The organism is Tateyamaria sp. Alg231-49, from assembly GCF_900143535.1.
Classification (GTDB): domain Bacteria; phylum Pseudomonadota; class Alphaproteobacteria; order Rhodobacterales; family Rhodobacteraceae; genus Tateyamaria.
The window spans coordinates 100,523-117,269 of sequence record NZ_FRFA01000009.1 but is presented as its reverse complement, the minus strand read 5'-3'; the positions used below and the strand labels follow the sequence as shown (position 1 = coordinate 117,269).

At 58.8% G+C, this 16,747-nt stretch carries 14 protein-coding genes; 4 read left to right on the top strand and 10 right to left on the bottom strand.

From position 1 onward, the window contains the following. Positions 1-109: 109 nt before the first annotated feature. From coaBC to DHN60_RS15105, 4 genes are read left to right on the top strand one after another with little or no spacing between them, the layout of a single operon-like run. Positions 110-1,303, top strand: a complete 1,194-nt coding sequence (coaBC, locus tag DHN60_RS15120; protein WP_108838160.1) for a bifunctional phosphopantothenoylcysteine decarboxylase/phosphopantothenate--cysteine ligase CoaBC — start codon at positions 110-112, stop codon at positions 1,301-1,303. A 46-nt stretch (positions 1,304-1,349) separates the two neighbouring features. After that, on the top strand, positions 1,350-1,811 hold the full coding sequence (dut, locus tag DHN60_RS15115; protein WP_108838210.1) for a dUTP diphosphatase: 462 nt from the start codon (positions 1,350-1,352) through the stop codon (positions 1,809-1,811). Further along, complete coding sequence (locus tag DHN60_RS15110; RefSeq protein ID WP_108838159.1) at positions 1,811-2,866, top strand: molybdopterin-synthase adenylyltransferase MoeB; 1,056 nt, start codon at positions 1,811-1,813, stop codon at positions 2,864-2,866. Before dut ends, DHN60_RS15110 begins: the two co-directional genes overlap by 1 nt. Positions 2,867-2,903: 37 nt before the next feature. Then, positions 2,904-4,916, top strand: a complete 2,013-nt coding sequence (locus DHN60_RS15105; RefSeq protein ID WP_108838158.1) for a M3 family metallopeptidase — start codon at positions 2,904-2,906, stop codon at positions 4,914-4,916. A gap of 93 nt (positions 4,917-5,009) precedes the next feature. On the opposite strand, the gene DHN60_RS15100 is transcribed toward DHN60_RS15105, so the two are convergent. From DHN60_RS15100 to DHN60_RS15050, 10 genes are all read right to left on the bottom strand, one after another. Beyond that, positions 5,010-5,942, bottom strand: coding sequence for a glyoxylate/hydroxypyruvate reductase A (locus DHN60_RS15100; RefSeq protein ID WP_108838157.1), 933 nt, complete (start codon positions 5,940-5,942; stop codon positions 5,010-5,012). Further along, positions 5,939-6,349, bottom strand: a complete 411-nt coding sequence (locus tag DHN60_RS15095; RefSeq protein WP_108838156.1) for a VOC family protein — start codon at positions 6,347-6,349, stop codon at positions 5,939-5,941. The genes DHN60_RS15100 and DHN60_RS15095 overlap by 4 nt, the downstream gene beginning before the upstream one ends. Positions 6,350-6,359: 10 nt before the next feature. Then, the gene (gene rodA, locus DHN60_RS15090) at positions 6,360-7,499 is read right to left on the bottom strand and encodes a rod shape-determining protein RodA (protein WP_108838155.1); all 1,140 of its coding nucleotides are present in this window, start codon (positions 7,497-7,499) and stop codon (positions 6,360-6,362) included. Further along, complete coding sequence (gene mrdA, locus DHN60_RS15085; protein ID WP_108838154.1) at positions 7,496-9,439, bottom strand: penicillin-binding protein 2; 1,944 nt, start codon at positions 9,437-9,439, stop codon at positions 7,496-7,498. The genes rodA and mrdA overlap by 4 nt, the downstream gene beginning before the upstream one ends. Further along, complete coding sequence (locus DHN60_RS15080; RefSeq protein ID WP_108838153.1) at positions 9,436-9,975, bottom strand: rod shape-determining protein MreD; 540 nt, start codon at positions 9,973-9,975, stop codon at positions 9,436-9,438. Before DHN60_RS15080 ends, mrdA begins: the two co-directional genes overlap by 4 nt. Further along, entirely contained in the window at positions 9,972-10,874 is a 903-nt protein-coding gene (mreC, locus tag DHN60_RS15075) for a rod shape-determining protein MreC (protein ID WP_108838152.1), read from the bottom strand. Before mreC ends, DHN60_RS15080 begins: the two co-directional genes overlap by 4 nt. A gap of 91 nt (positions 10,875-10,965) precedes the next feature. After that, the gene (locus DHN60_RS15070) at positions 10,966-12,012 is read right to left on the bottom strand and encodes a rod shape-determining protein (RefSeq protein WP_108838151.1); all 1,047 of its coding nucleotides are present in this window, start codon (positions 12,010-12,012) and stop codon (positions 10,966-10,968) included. A gap of 185 nt (positions 12,013-12,197) precedes the next feature. Beyond that, positions 12,198-13,445, bottom strand: coding sequence for a hypothetical protein (locus DHN60_RS15065; RefSeq protein WP_159089232.1), 1,248 nt, complete (start codon positions 13,443-13,445; stop codon positions 12,198-12,200). A gap of 679 nt (positions 13,446-14,124) precedes the next feature. Further along, complete coding sequence (locus DHN60_RS15055; protein ID WP_108838148.1) at positions 14,125-14,958, bottom strand: amino acid ABC transporter substrate-binding protein; 834 nt, start codon at positions 14,956-14,958, stop codon at positions 14,125-14,127. A gap of 128 nt (positions 14,959-15,086) precedes the next feature. Beyond that, positions 15,087-16,658 carry a 2-isopropylmalate synthase gene (locus DHN60_RS15050; RefSeq protein ID WP_108838147.1) on the bottom strand — a complete coding sequence of 524 codons (1,572 nt, stop codon included), beginning with the start codon at positions 16,656-16,658 and terminating at the stop codon, positions 15,087-15,089. Between the last annotated feature and the right edge of the window lie 89 nt (positions 16,659-16,747).

The following is a 16,747-nucleotide window of genomic DNA, read 5'->3' as shown; positions in this document are numbered from 1 at the left end:
CCCGGGGGAGTCCGCAGGACGGGGGCTGGCCCCCAATATTCCCGGGCTGGCCCTTGGCGCGACCTCGGCCTATGGTCACCCACGTTTCAATCCGCCGGAGTGACGGCCCATGCTGCAAGACAAACGCATTCTGCTGATCCTGACTGGGGGCATCGCGGCCTATAAGGGGCTCGATCTCATCCGCCGCCTGCGCGAACGCGGCGCAGCGGTGACCCCGGTGCTGACCCGCGCGGCAGAACAATTTGTGACGCCTTTGTCGGTGTCTGCTCTGGCTGGGGAAAAGGTGTATCGCGATCTGTTTGATCTGACGGACGAAGCCGAGATGGGCCATATTCAATTGTCCCGCTCTGCCGATCTGATCCTTGTGGCGCCTGCCACAGCAGACATCATGGCGAAAATGGCGCAAGGACGCGCGGATGATCTGGCGTCGACCCTTTTGCTGGCGACTGACACAGCCGTGATGGTGGCTCCGGCGATGAATGTGCGCATGTGGGATCATCCCGCAACCCAGCGCAATTTGGCGCAGATCAAGGGTGATGGCGTCACTGTCATTGGGCCAAACAAGGGCGATATGGCCTGTGGTGAACATGGCCCTGGGCGCATGTCCGAACCGATGGAGATCGTGGCCGCAGTCGAGGCGCATTTCGGCCCCCGTCCACTTGCAGGCAAGCGCGTTCTGGTGACGTCCGGCCCAACCCATGAACCCATTGATCCGGTGCGTTACATCGCCAACCGATCGTCGGGCGCTCAGGGCACAGCCCTCGGTCAGGCGCTGGCAGATCTGGGGGCAGAGGTGGTGTTTGTTACCGGCCCAGCAGACGTTGCGCCGCCGTCAGGGGTCGCAGTTGTTTCTGTCGAAACAGCCCACCAGATGCGAGAGGCCGTAAGTGCCGCCCTGCCGGTTGATGCCGCGGTCTTTGCCGCCGCTGTTGCCGATTGGCGAGTGGAAGATGCCAGTGTTCACAAGTTGAAAAAAGTGGCGGGCAACCTGCCTGCCCTTCAGTTTGCCGAGAACCCCGACATTCTGGCCGAGGTAGCGCAGATGGCTGATGGACGGCCCGGGCTTGTGGTTGGGTTTGCTGCCGAAACTGACGACGTTGTAGCCCACGCCACGGCCAAGAGGGCGCGAAAGGGGTGCGATTGGATCGTGGCCAATGATGTCTCTCCAGAAACCGGCATCATGGGGGGCAGCGAAAACGCGGTGATCCTGATCTCGGAGACGAGCGCAGAGACGTGGCCCCGCATGTCCAAAACCGATGTGGCTGCGCAATTGGCGCAGCGCATTGCAGATGCTCTGTCGTGATCGCCTCTGGTCTGGACGGTATTTGAGTTTAATTGACGAGATGACGATGGATCCTGTCACTTTGAAACTGATGCGGGTTGCGGGATCGGATGGTTCGATCGCCCTGCCTGCCTATGAAACCCCCGGTGCCGCGGGGGCCGATATGCGTGCGAACTTTGCCGATGGGATGGCGGTAACGCTGTCACCGGGTGCTCGGGCATTGATCCCGACAGGGATTGCCATGGCCGTGCCACCTGGGTTCGAGGTGCAAATCCGCCCACGCTCTGGCCTTGCTCTGAAACATGGGATCGCGTTGGTCAACAGCCCCGGTACCATCGACAGCGACTATCGTGGTGAGGTGGGAGTGATCATGCTCAACACATCTGATGCACCGTTTGAGGTAACGCATGGGATGCGCATCGCGCAAATGGTTTTGGCCCCCGTCGTGCAGGCCACCTTTGAGGAGACTAGTACATTGGATGAGACCACCCGTGGCGCGGGCGGTTTTGGATCGACAGGGCGCGGCTGATGGTGTTGGTCATCGCACTTGCGGCCATGCTTTGGGGTTTTGGCGCGCTTATGAAGGTGCCTCATCGCGCCCGGTGGACCATGATTGGCCTGCTTTATGTGTTTGTGCTGGCCCTACAGGTCGCCCTGCCAGATGATCACCCAGTTCGGCTCGCCACCGGGGAAAGCCCCGCCTTCTGGCTGATCCTTGGTGGATTTGCAGCCCTTGTGCTTGGATATCGCGCTGTGTTGCGTCGCCTGAGGGGACGCGCACAGCAAGAAGAGGCCAAAGCCGCGCCTGCGCAATCAGGCCCGTTTTCCGATACTGAACTGAATCGCTATGCTCGCCATATCGTGTTGCGCGAAGTGGGTGGGACTGGTCAGAAGGCATTGAAAGATGCCCGTGTTCTAGTCGTTGGTGCGGGAGGGCTGGGATCGCCCGTTCTACAATACCTCGCGGGCGCTGGTGTGGGGACCATCGGTGTGATTGACGATGATGTGGTCGAGAACACCAATCTGCAACGCCAGATCATCCACCACGACGCCCAGATTGGCACGCCCAAGGTTTTTTCCGCCCAAGCCGCCATGGAGGCCCAGAACCCGTTTGTAAGCGTGCGCCCCTATCACCGCCGCCTGAGTGCCGACATCGTTGATGACCTTCTGGGCGACTACGATCTGGTGATCGACGGGACGGACAACTTTGACACACGCTATCTGGTGAATGCCGCTGCTGTACGTGCAGGGATTCCGCTGATCTCGGGTGCGTTGACGCAGTGGGAGGGGCAGGTGAGTGTCTTTGATCCAGCCAATGACGCGCCCTGTTACGCTTGCGTTTTTCCGCAGGCGCCGGCAGCGGAATTGGCGCCCTCCTGTGCAGAAGCAGGCGTGATTGGCCCACTGCCGGGCGTTGTCGGGTCCATGATGGCTGTGGAGGCGGTCAAGATCATTACCGGTGCCGGCACGGTCCTGCGCGGTGAGATGGTCATTTATGACGCGCTTTATGGCGAAAGCCGAAAGATTTCGCTCAAACGACGCCCGGACTGCACAACCTGTGGATCGGCGGTAGCGGCGGGCTGACCCGCGCCCTACATAGAGGGCAAAGGAGATTGCCCCTATGACCAACGTGCTACTGCAGGACTGGGACACACCGTTCCAGATCGCCCCCTTTGATGCCATTTCGGACGAGGATTTCGCGCCCGCGCTGGACATAGCGCTTGCGCGTCACCGCGCTGAGATCGATGCGATTGCGGGGGCCGAAACGCCTGCGACCTTTGCCAATACGATCGAGGCATTGGAGGCGGTTGGACGCGATCTGGATAAGGTTCTGGGCACATTTTACACAGTGGCCGGGGCCGACAGCAATCCGGCGCGCGAGGCGTTGCAGCGCGATTTTTCCCCCAAGCTGGCGGCGCATTTTGCGGAGATATCGGGGAACAAGGCGTTGTTTGCACGTGTAGCCGACGTCTACGCTGCGCGTGATCAACTGGAGCTGACGGACGAGCAGGCGCGTGTTTTGATGCTGACCCATCGCGGCTTTGTCCGGTCGGGTGCCGCGCTTGAAGGTGCCGAAGAAGCACGCATGAAGGTCATCAAAGGGCGGCTGGCCGAGCTTGGGACATCCTTTACCCAGAACCTCCTGGCAGATGAGCGCGACTGGTTCATGGAACTGGGCGAAGATGATCTAGCGGGCCTGCCCGAATTTGTGGTGAACACGGCCCGCGCCGCTGGTGAGGAAAAGGGGACAGATGGCCCTGTTGTGACGCTGTCGCGCTCGCTTATCGTGCCGTTTTTGCAGTTTTCGACCCGCCGTGATCTGCGCGAGGTAGCGTACAAGGCGTGGACCGCGCGCGGGGCCAATGGCGGTGAGACGGACAACCGCGCCATTGCTGCTGAGATACTGGCTTTGCGTGAAGAGCGGGCCAAGCTGCTCGGTTACGAAAGCTTTGCGGCTTACAAGTTGGAAACCGAGATGGCCAAGACACCCGAGGCTGTCCGTGATCTGTTGATGGATGTGTGGAAGCCTGCACGTGCGCAAGCCAATGCAGACGCGCAAGCGCTGGAACAGATGATGATTGAGGACGGCGTAAACGGCCCCTTGGCCCCTTGGGACTGGCGGTTCTATTCGGAGCGTCGACGCAAGGAAATGCATGATCTGGATGAAGCAGAGGTCAAACCGTATTTCCAACTGGAACGTATGATCGAGGCGTCTTTTGCCTGTGCGAACCGATTGTTTGGGTTGGAGTTTCGCCCGCTGGATATCCCGCTTTATCATTCTGACTGTCGCGCATGGGAAGTCACCCGCCGTGGTGCCCATGTGGCCGTGTTTATCGGGGACTATTTTGCGCGTGGATCAAAGCGTTCGGGTGCATGGTGTTCGGCCATGCGTGCGCAGGCCAAGTACCCGGAGGTACAGGCCCCGGTGGTGATCAACGTCTGCAATTTTGCCAAAGGGGATCCGGCGCTCTTGTCCTATGACGATGCGCGCACCCTGTTTCACGAGTTTGGCCACGCCCTGCATCAGATGTTGTCGGATGTGACTTACGAGTCGGTCTCTGGCACCTCTGTGGCCCGGGACTTTGTGGAGCTGCCCAGCCAGCTTTATGAACACTGGCTGGAGGTGCCCGAGGTGCTGCGGGAATACGCGGTACACGCCGAGACCGGCGAGGCGATGCCTGCGGCGCTCTTGGAAAATGTGTTGGCCGCAGCAACCTACGATATGGGTTTCCAAACTGTCGAGTATGTCGCATCGGCGATGGTTGATCTGGCGTTTCACGACGGTGCCGCACCTGCTGATCCGATGGCCAAACAAGAGGAGGTTCTAGCCGATCTGGGTATGCCTGCCGCGATTTCGATGCGCCATGCGACCCCGCATTTTGCTCATGTGTTTGCGGGCGATGGCTATTCTTCGGGGTACTACAGTTACATGTGGTCCGAAGTAATGGATGCCGACGCCTTTGCCGCCTTTGAAGAGGCGGGCGGGCCGTTTGATGCCGAGCAGGCGCAGGCGCTTGAGGCGCATATCCTCAGCACAGGCGGGTCTGTGGATGCGGGAGAGTTGTACAAGGCGTTTCGCGGACGGTTGCCCGGCGTTGAGGCGTTGCTCAAAGGGCGGGGCCTTGCTGCGTGATCCTGATGAGGCTGCGCCACGACATTTTTTAGGGGCTTTGCCCCGTCCTTCGGACTCCCTAGGATTTTTTTGAATCAGAGAAGTTGGGGGGCGTCAGTACCCGGCGCGTCTGTCCACGAGGTGCAGGAAGGGTTCGCCTGCCTTTCCGCGCCGGATGTTTTCGGCGATAGTTTTGGCGGAGTAGGCGGCGCGGGTTTCTGCCGCGACATGGGGTGTGACGGTCACCTTTGGATGCGCCCAGAAGGGGTGGTCCTTTGGCAGCGGTTCGATCCGGAACACATCCAGTGTGGCGTGCCCAATCTGGCCTGTATCGAGTGCTGCGAGCAGGGCGTCATCGTCGATCAATGGCCCGCGTCCGGGGTTCAGGATACACGCCCCTTTGGGCATCAGCGCAAGGGTGCGGGCATTCAGTGTGTTTTCGGTCTGGGCCGTGCTGGGCAGCAGCAGGACGCAGAAATCTGATCGTTCCAGCGCAGCCTCGAGCCCGTCAGGGCCGGAAAAACAGGTGATGCCGTCGATCTCTTTTGGCGTTCGGCTCCACCCTGCTACGTCAAAACCGAAGGTGGCGAGGGCAGTGGCGCAGGCCGCCCCCAGTTCGCCCAAGCCCAGAATGGTCACACGGGTATCAAATGCCAAAGGCGGCGGCACAGGCTCCCACGTGCCGGGGGCCGCTGTGATATGCGCGTCCATTCCAAGATGCAGGCGCAGGATATGCCCTGTGACCCATTCGATCATCCCTTGGGTCAGAGCGGGGTCGACCATGCGCGCCAGCGGTAGGTGTAGAGTGGGATTGCCCACGATGGCCTCGACCCCTGCCCAGAGGTTCAGCACGGCCTTGGCGCGGGTGTAGGGCGCAAAATCCTGAAGGTCAGAATTGGGCGCATAGACGATGTAGTCTACTTGGTGGGCCGGGATATCAGTATCGAGGTGCGCTTTGATCCCAACTGCTGCGATCTCGCGTCTCAGCGGAGCTTCATATTCTGGCCAGGCATCCGATTGGGCGGCGAACAGGACATTGACGCTCACGTTGCAAAGGCTCCGTCCAAGCTGGCCATGCCTTTGATCTCGACCGGGTTGCCTGCGGGGTCAGTGAAGAACATGGTGCTTTGTTCACCCGGTTCCCCTTCGAAGCGGATTTGCGGGGCGAGGATAAAATCGACGCCTTGTGCAGTCAGCCTGTCGGCAAGCGCACGCCAGTCCGACATCGGCAGGACAGCGCCAAAGTGGGGCATAGGCACGTCGTGTTCGCCCACTTTGCCTGTGGGGGCGGAGGCAAAGGGCGTGCCCAAATGGCAGGACAACTGGTGCCCAAAAAAGTCGAAGTCCACCCAAGTGTCGGTGCTGCGCCCCTCGGCACAGCCCAGTAGATCGCCATAGAATGCGCGGGTGTCGTCTAGGTCAACGACGTTGAAAGCAAGGTGAAAGAGGGCCATGGCAGTTCCTTTAGCGGGGGCGGTGGACATGTGCGCTTTGGGCCAGACCAAAGGCTAGCATCAGGACCAGCATGGCTGATCCACCATAGCTGACCAGTGGCAAGGGGACGCCAACCACGGGCGCAAGACCCATGACCATCGACATGTTGACCGCAAAAAAGAGGAAAAAGTTGAGCGCGATGCCGAGCGTCAGCAGTGACGAAAACCTATCCTTATTCGCCAGCGCCGAGACCACGCAGAACACGATGATGAGTGCGTAGAGGGCGAGCAAGGAGAACGCACCTACAAAGCCGAACTCTTCGGCAAGCGTCGTAAAGATGAAGTCGGTGTGTTTCTCGGGCAGGAAGTTTAGCCGGGACTGGGTGCCCTGCATGAACCCGCGCCCCGTCCAACCGCCGGATCCCAAAGCGATCTTGGACTGTGTGATGTGATAGCCCGCGCCGAGCGGGTCAGAGCTTGGGTCAAGAAACGTATCGATCCGTCGGAACTGGTAATCCTGAAGCAACTGCCACGGCGTGCCGCGCGATTGCAGCACTGTGGTGATCAGGCCCACACCTGCTGCAATCACGGCTGCGAAATAGGCCCAATGGACACCGGCCAGAAACATCAACCCGCCGCCTGCGGCCATCAACAGGATTGATGTACCAAGATCGGGTTGGCGCAGCACCATCGCCGTCGGGATCAGGATCAGGATGACGGGTAGAAGCACCCAGATCGGTCGCGACTTTTTGGCTGAGGGCAGCCAGTCATAGTAGGCGGCTAGCATCAGGACCAACGTGACTTTCATCAATTCGGATGGCTGTAGCCGGATAAACCCCAGATCAATCCAGCGCTGTGCGCCCATACCGACCGAGCCAAAGAATTCGACAGCCAAAAGGAGCATAAGTGAACCGAGATAGGCCACGGATGCCATGTTGCGCCAGAACCACGCAGGCACCATCGCCACCATGATCATCAACACAAATCCGACCGCAAAGCGTTTCATCTGCGGCTCTGCCCATGGCGTATAGGACCCACCGGCCACCGAATACAGCATCAGGAAACCGACACCGGCCACCGCCGCCAGCAGCAGCGCAAGCGGCCAGTTCAGGTACAGGATCTTGCGCGGCCCGGTGGGGACGTATTTGGCATTATACTCAAGATAACTCATGCCTGATCCTTGCCGGTGATATTTGCCAGCGGTTGAATGGCACGTAACTTCTCTTGTTGTTCGCGGATGCGCTCGCGGTCCTTGGTTGGGTAGGCCTCAAGTGGAGGATCACCACCTGCCAAGGCTTGCAAAGTTACATCGCGCGCGATCGGGGCGGCCGCCCGTGACCCGCCGCCGCCATGTTCGACAACCACGGCCACGGCGTATTTCGGATTGTCGTAGGGTGCATAGTTCACGAACAGTGCGTGGTCGCGCCGTTCCCAAGGAAGATCTGCGTTGCGGGTGACACCGCGCGCGCGTTCCGCGGCGGTGATGTTGCGCACTTGTGATGTGCCCGTCTTGCCCGCCATGCGCATGGTATCGTCAATGATCCGGCTGCCATAGGCTGTGCCGCGCCGGTCGTTGACCGTATCAAACATCGCCCGCCGCATCTTGCGCAGGTTGTTTTCGTTCAAGCCAAGGCTTTCGCCGCCAAGTTCGGGCTGTTCGATTCCGTCTACAGATTTGATCAACCTTGGTTTGACCTCGTTCCCGCTGGCCAGCCGCGCAGCCATCACCGCCAGTTGCAGAGGAGAGGCCAGCATGTATCCCTGCCCGATAGAGGCGTTGACCGTATCGCCGACGCGCCAGTCATCCCCGTGGGTGCGCAGTTTCCAGTCCTTGGTCGGGGTCAGGCCTGCCGCCACTGCGGACATTGGCACATCATGGCGGATACCAAGACCAAAGCGGTTGGCCATAGCCGAAATCTTTTCGATCCCGACCTTTACGGCGAGATCGTAGTAATAGACGTCACATGACTGTTTCAGCGAGTTTTGCAGATTGACCGAACCGTGTCCTGCGCGTTTCCAGCAGTGAAAACGGCGCCCGGATACCTCAAGGTGACCGGGGCAATAGACGGTGTCGTCCGGCCCGATCAATCCCTCTTCGAGCGCGGCCATGGCCGTGATCATCTTAAAGGTCGAACCGGGTGGGTAGATGCCCTGCACAGTTTTAGAGGCCAGTGGTCTGTATTTGTTTTCGGTCAGTGAGGCATAGTCACGGGTCGAGATCCCCCGCACGAAAAGGTTGGGATCGTATGTGGGCGCAGAGGAGATGGCGAGAAGATCGCCGTTGGTACAGTCCATCACAACGGTGCTTGCGCTTTCCCCGCTCAGGCGCGCTTGCACATAGCTTTGTAGTTTGGAGTCGATGGTCAGTTGCAGATCGGATCCTGCCGTGCCTTCGCGGCGATCCAACTCGCGCATCACCCGGCCCGTCGCGTTGACCTCAACCCGTTTGGCACCGCCTTTGCCACGCAGCAAGTCTTCAGCTTTGGCTTCGACCCCAACCTTGCCGATCTGGAACCGTGGTATGCGCAGCAGTTGGTCTGGATCATCCAGCCGTTCCAAATCGTAGTCGCTGACCGGGCCTACGTAGCCCAGTACGTGGGCATAGTCAGAGCCAAAGGGATAGACCCGGCTGAGGCCAACTTCGGGTGTGACACCGGGCAGGGCGGGGGCGTTGACGCTGACGCGGCTGAGGTCTTCCCAAGTTACCTCATCCGCAACTGTTACCGGCAAAAATGGCGCGGAACGCTTCATCTCGGCCATGGCGCGGTCGACCTCTTCGGGATCCAGCGCGACCACTTTGCCCAGCCGTTCCAGCACGTCAGCCACGTCGCCTGCATCCTCGCGTACCACCACGATGCGGTAGCTGGGCGCGTTGCGCGCCAGCGGTACGCCATTGCGGTCAAACACTTCACCGCGTGACGGTGGTATGATGCGCATGTTGATCCGGTTTTCTTCGGCCAACAGGCGGAACTGGTCGGCCTGATCGACCTGCAGAAACTGCATGCGCGCGGCCAGCGCGCCGACAAAGGCCAGTTGTACACCACCAAGGATCGCCGCCCGCCGCGTGATCAGACGGTGGCTTGCTTCGATATCAACGCGGGGTCGTTTCACGAGCGCACCCCCTTGCTGCCCATCTCGTTCGGGGCGGCCTTACGCACGCCCAAGAGACCATGGGTGATCGCAACGGCCAGCGGATAGGCCAGAACCGTGACGACAATCTGGATCAGAGCAGGGACAAGCGGCGCACGTTCAACCAGCAGCAATGCCAGAATGAGTTGATAGGCGATCCCGATCCCGATGATCCAGACAGCGACGGACGCAAATTCGCTGGCAAGTGACGCATCCCGCAGGCTGCGCGACTGCGACTTCATTTGTTCGCACGCGATCAGGGCTAGCACAGCCCACAGCCCCGGTGGCCGTTGGAGCAGCAGGTCGGCCATCAAAAACACCACTGCCAGAAGGACGGCGGGCACATATTCAGGGCGGCGCACAGACCACGCCAGCCCGAAACACAGCACGAAATTCGGCCAGATCAGACCGCCAGCGGCAGTTTGCAAAGGCAACAGGTGCAGGAACAGGATGGCCAGTACCAGCAGCCCGAAACTGAGCCGCATAGTCCAAAGGCGAGAGGAGACCTGCTCGTTCATTCGGCCACCTCCGTCAGTTCTTCGGCCTCGTCTTCGGAGGTGGCGCCGCCATCCAGAACGTCTGTTGTATCGGATACGGGTTCATTGCCGTAGTGGCGCAACACACGCAGGAATTCGAGCCGTTCGTAATCGGCGGCCAACCGCACGCGAAGCCGTCCACCGGGATCAGCAGCAACCTGCCCCATGAGCAATCCGGCAGGAAAGACACCGCCATCCCCGCTCGTTACCACACGATCGCCGGGGCGTACGAGGTCGGGGTTTTCCAGAAAGTCGATGGGCGGAGCGGCCGAGTTGTCGCCTGCCACAATCGCGCGCTGGCCGGAAGGTTGGATAACGGCCGGAATGCGGCTGGAGGCGTCGGTGACCATGATCACACGGCTGGTGTTCTGGGCCACTCCCGAGATGCGCCCGACAAGCCCGATGCCATCCATGGTTGCCCATCCCTCAACGATGCCATCTCGCGCGCCAACGTTGAGCAGAACGGACTGGCGGAACGGAGAGCCAGAGTCTGCCAGTACCACGCCGGTGATATAAGTGAGGCGCGGATCGAGGCGCACGTTGTTGAGATCAAGCAGCCGCGCGTTTTCCTGTTCGAGTTGAAGCGCGGCTTCCTTCCAGCTTTGCATCTGACGCAGTTCGCGGCGCAGTTCCGAATTCTGCTCAACAATCCGGCGGTAGCTTTGGAAATCGCGAACAAGATTGATGGTGCCGGTGACTGGGGCCATAGCCCAATCAAGGTTGGGTACGATCTGGTCGGTGACCTGGGCGCGGAACCGTTCGACCCTGGGGCTGTCGATCCTCCAAAGCAGGAAAATACCCGTCAGGATCAAAACCAGCACAGCCAAAACCAGCCGCCGCAGCGGGCCGGCATAGTCCACATTTGTGCTGTCCTTGGCCAAGATACCTCACCTCGGTTGGGAGATTGGTCTGATGGTCTGCTATTTGCCCCTTTGGGGCAAGAAAACTGTTTGTTGGCGTCTGCCTGTCAGCTTAGCTGTCGTAGTCGATGGCGTGACGCAATTGGGACTCATACTCCAACGCCTTGCCCGTGCCCAAGGCGACGCAGTTCAAACTTTCGTCAGCGATGGATACGGCCAGTCCGGTCTGTTCGCGCAAGGCCAGATCAAGATCGCCCAATAGCGCGCCACCGCCGGTGAGCATGACGCCCCGGTCCACGATGTCAGCGGCCAGATCAGGCGGCGTGGTTTCAAGAGCAGTCATAACCGCTTCACAAATCTGTTGAACGGGTTCGGCGAGCGCCTCGGCGATCTGGGCCTGAGTCACTTCGATCTCCTTGGGAACACCATTCAGCAGGTCACGGCCTCGGATCTGCATCGAGGTGCCGCGCCCGTCGTCGGGCATGCGGGCCGTGCCGATGGAAGTCTTGATCCGCTCAGCCGTTGTCTCACCCACCAGCAAGTTTTGCTGGCGGCGCAGGTAGGAAATGATTGCCTCGTCCATGCGGTCGCCACCGACCCGCACAGATCGGGCATAAACGATATCGCCAAGGGACAGAACGGCCACCTCGGTTGTCCCGCCGCCAATATCCACAACCATGTTGCCGGTGGGGTCAGTGATGGGCATGCCTGCGCCGATTGCCGCTGCGATGGGTTCTGCGATCAGGCCTGCGCGACGTGCCCCTGCGGACAAAACTGACTGGCGGATGGCGCGTTTTTCGACAGGCGTGGCGCCGTGAGGCACGCAGACAATGATTTTCGGTTTCGAGAAGGTCGAGCGTTTGTGGACCTTGCGGATGAAGTGTTTGATCATCTCTTCGGCGGTGTCAAAGTCGGCGATGACCCCTTCGCGCATTGGCCGGATCGCTTCGATGCTGCCGGGGGTGCGCCCTAGCATCAGTTTGGCGTCTTCGCCCACGGCGAGGACTTTTTTAACGCCGTCCTTGATGTGATAGGCCACAACAGATGGCTCGGACAGCACCACACCCTTGCCTTTGACGTAGACCAGCGTGTTTGCGGTGCCGAGATCGATCGCCATGTCTGACGAGAACAAGCCACCAAGATTTCCGAATATCGACATCTGCTGCGCACCTCGAATGCTTATGGGCACCCCGACTCGGGAGTGCGTGCAATTCGTGGTCTTATAGGGAGGGCTTTGACCGGGTTAAAGGACGTTTTCAGCATATAACAAGCGCTATCGCGCCGATCGCAGTGGCCGGATGGGTTGCCCCTTCGTTATCTCAATCGCGGGGAACATCCAGCCGGTCACTTTGCATCCTGCCGCTCTCGTGTGGTGAGGTTGGCCAAGAAGTAGGTGTTGAACATGTTTAGCGTGTTGATGAAAACTTCTACAGAATAGCCAAAGACGAAACTGAGTAGATAAATCAATGGCCTGTTCAATTCGACACCCGCCGTAAGTATGTTGGAGGGAACCAGCAGCATCGACAGTGTCATCGCCGCGAGGCCAGCGAAAATCGTGCGCATAAAGGAATAGAAAAAGCCAAGCGGGGCTACGCTGGGGTTTAGTACACGCCACATGCAATACACGATGGAGCCAAGCATGCCGTAAAGGATCGGCAAAGCCCAAAGGTGAATGGTGTTCAACCATTCGCGTAGGTCTTTGATGCGCACACCCATCGCATCGAGCGTGTCTTGGTAGATATTGAGGGCCGTGCGATTGGCAGTCTTCATGGTCTCTACCTGTGCGTTTTTGACCGCCGTGAACCGGTTGTCAAAAACACTTGCGACTTTGATTGCCTGCATGGTTTCCGCATCGGTAGCCGAATCTTGAACCTCGGCATTGCCAGCCGCGATCAGCGCGGCCTCCTCCGCTGCTTCTGCTGCCGCCTTCGCATCCGCTTCCTCTTTGGCTTTTTTTAGTTCCTCTTCTCTTTGTGCTGCTTTAGAAACTGCAGCTGCCCGGGCGGCCTCCTTCTCGGAACACCTGAAAATGGGGTCAAGGGTCGCCTTGATCACCACCGTGTTTGCCGCTCTTGCGCAGGACCAGTTGCTCACAAATTGACCCGGGGCTCTGTAGACTTGCGCTTCTGACCACAAGCCCTGAATGCGCTCGATTAACTCTCTTTCGCGCGAATAGTGCTGCTGTAAATTGGAGATACCTTCGAGGTACATCAATTGCGGTTCAAGATTATCCGAGCCTTCCTCAGATACGACCTTGTCAAAAAGTATTTTCATTTCAACGAGCTGAGCAATTTCGTTGGAATGATCAAATGCCAGAAATTCTTGTGCATCGGCCATCGCGACAGTGGCCCGGTTCGACCAGTAGGTGAAATTGAACACGGACGTCACCAACAACAGGCCTGCCAGACATAGCAGCAAGCTGGTCAGGATCGGAGTTCCCCGTTCCACCGGAGACTTGCCGATCATAACCTCACCAATCGTGTAGGAGTCGATGCGCAGGCACAATCTGTCATAGGCCTTCTGGAACGCTTTGCGCAGGTGAAGAATATCGTCATCCGAGATGGCGGAAAAGTCGTCGCTGCGATCAAACACGCTCAGGGCATGGGCCAATTCTGCGCTGTCTTCGCCCTGCACATGCATAAGATAGTCGCGTAGGTTCGAGGCCTTGTACACCAGTGTGGAAAGTCGTTGTTCTTGATCCATAATGCGATCCTTTCAATGACTTTGAGAGACATGCCGGCTTTATTGAATGAATCCTGTCACAAGCCCGTTTGGTGTGTTGCACTGGCATGGCGCGCCTGATGGCCCAGGACTGAGCGGCCAACACCAACCACCCGGGACCACGCACGATCCAGACGGCGCGTTCTGCGCCGCGGACATGGTGGCCGCGCTTGCGGCGATGCAAGTGATAACAAAGAGAGCGGTTGCGGTGCGCTTACGCATGTTGTGCATGGCAAAACCTCAATAATTTTGGCGTTAATCCTTCAACCTTGGGTTACACACCGTTTCGAGTCAATAAAATTTGACTCGAGTTTCAAGGCGTTGCGCGCGCATTGGGTACGATTTTAGGTTGAGCTTCAATGGGGTCTGCGGTGCTTGCACACCTGCGCAAGTGGATGCGTCCGACACCAATGGGCCGTCCTGTTTTGTCGCGATTGTGGGGACCGGAGTAGGCAACACTGCCAACGGTGTGTGCGGTACAGCCCGTCGGTATCAGTGTAGCAAACCCGGGCACAAATGCCCGGGCCAGTGATATCAAATCTGTGCCTGTTTAGGGCAACGTCGGGGACAAAAGGTACATCGCTTCAAGCGCAAAACCCGGAGTTGCGCCTATGTTGTTGCCAAAAGCGTCAGAAACACCTCCTTCTGCGAACAAGGTCGACAGACCTGTATCAACAAGCAGCCTGAAATCAGAATCCCCACGGCGCATGGCCAGCCCGTGTTTTTCGACGGTCAAAAGATTCTCAAAGACATTGTACGCATCTGCGTTGCCACCGGACTGCACCATTTGCATCAGAATGGATTGGTCTGCAAAGTATGCGGAAATAGCATCGGATTCGAGCGCTGCCATGCCGGCGGCATGATCATCGAATTCGACGACTTCTGCGTCCATATTCATCGATCCCAATGTTGTGTTGAGCGCTTCAAGCGTTGTTGTGGCGCTTCGGACACCAATTTTTTTGCCAGCCAATTCTTCGAATGAGCCCGGTCCGCCGTTCTTTAGGGCAACCGTGGTGCCATCGACGTAGGTGGGTGTCGAAAAATCGACCAGTGCCCGCCGGGACAAGGTGATAGTTGCCGCACCGCAGAGCAAGTCAATCTCGCCGTTTGCGACTTTTTCGAACCGGTTTTCAGTTGTAACGGGTTCGAAGACCACATCCATGGTCTCAAGAGCGAGTGAGTCCGCAATTTTTTGGGCCAAACGCGCGCAAAGTTCGACGGAATACCCTTGCGGGCCATTATCACCGAGGACCGACAACGGGGATGCGTCTGTGCGAAACCCAATGACGAGCTCGCCGGTATCTTTGATTTTGTCGATTGTCTGGGCAGACGCGACTGTCGTCAGAAGCAGAGTTGCCGCGATTGCAGCAGATAAAAGGCGCATGACACTATCCTGTTTTTGGTTTGGTGGGTTGCTTATGGGTGAAACTGGCGAACAACAAAAGAGATGCCGCACATTCATGCGGCATCTCAGGCGCTTCTTTAAGCGGGTTGTTTGCGCCGGATGCGCAATCAGCTGACGTCTTTGTAGCTGACTTCGCGCTTGTCAGAGCCTGTTTTCTCACGTCGCACCAGCAGACGGTTGAGCGCGTGAATGTAGGCCCGCGTGCTGGCCACGACAGTGTCTGTGTCCGCGGATTGGCCGGTCACGATGCGCCCGTCTTCTTCCATCCGCACGGACACTGTCGCCTGCGCATCAGTACCTTCGGTCACAGCGTGGACCTGATACAGCTGCAGGCGGGCGGTGTGTTCCACCAGCGCTTTGATGCAGTTGAAAGACGCGTCTACTGGGCCGTCACCGGTTTGCGTCGTTTTGTGTTCGGTCCCATCGATGTCGAGCACCATGTCTGCCTGCTGAGGGCCATCGGTGCCACACACAACGCGCATTGAGACCAGCTTGATCCGGTCTTCTTCCGGATCAGTGGCGGTGCGCATCAGCGCGATCAGGTCATCTTCGTAGATTTCCTTTTTGCGGTCGGCCAGCGCTTTGAATCGCACGAAGACGTCCTTGAGTTGGTTGTCGCCCAGTTCAAAGCCAAGTTCTTCGAGCTTGGAGCGCAGGGCAGCGCGGCCAGAGTGTTTGCCCATCACGAGGTTGGTCGCCGACAGCCCCACGTCTTCGGGCCGCATGATTTCGAACGTCTCGGCGTTTTTCAACATGCCGTCCTGATGGATGCCAGATTCATGTGCAAAGGCATTCTTGCCCACGATGGCCTTGTTGAACTGCACCGGGAAGCCGCTGACCGTGGCAACGCGACGCGAGATGTTCATGATCTTGGTTGAATCGATGCCGGTGCGGAACGGCATGATGTCGTTGCGCACTTTAAGGGCCATCACCACTTCTTCCAGAGCAGTATTGCCGGCGCGTTCGCCCAGACCGTTGATCGTGCACTCGATCTGGCGTGCCCCTGCCTCGACAGCGGCAAGAGAGTTGGCTGTCGCCATGCCAAGGTCGTTGTGGCAGTGCGTAGCAAAGATCACCTCGTCGGCGCCGGGCACATTTTCGATCAGTTTGGAGATCAGGTCTGCGCTTTCACGAGGGGCAGTGTAGCCGACAGTGTCGGGGATGTTGATCGTTGTCGCACCCGCTTTGATCGCGATTTCGACAACGCGGTAGAGGTAGTCGATTTCCGTACGCGTCGCGTCCATCGGTGACCACTGCACGTTGTCACACAGATTGCGGGCGTGGGTGACGGTCTGTTCAATCCGCTCGGCCATCTCGTCCTTGGTGAGGTTTGGAATGGCGCGGTGCAGGGGCGAGGTCCCGATGAAGGTGTGGATACGCGGTTGGCTTGCGTGCTTGACGGCCTCCCAACAGCGGTCGATGTCGCCAAACTGCGCGCGGGCAAGGCCGCAAATCACCGAGTTTTGCGCGTTCTTGGCGATTTCGGTAACGGCGTTAAAGTCGCCTTCGGAGGCGATGGGAAATCCGGCCTCGATGATGTCGACGCCCATGTCGTCCAGCAGCCCTGCAATTTCGAGCTTTTCCGCGTGGGTCATGGTGGCGCCCGGAGATTGTTCGCCGTCGCGCAGCGTGGTGTCGAAGATGACAACGCGGTCCTGGGTTTTGTCAGTATCGGTCATTTTGGTATCTCTTTGAGTTCTGTTCCTGAAGCCTTTGGCGCGCGGGCGATCCTCTGAGCGGGCGCGCCAACCGGCTGCGCTCAGAGGCG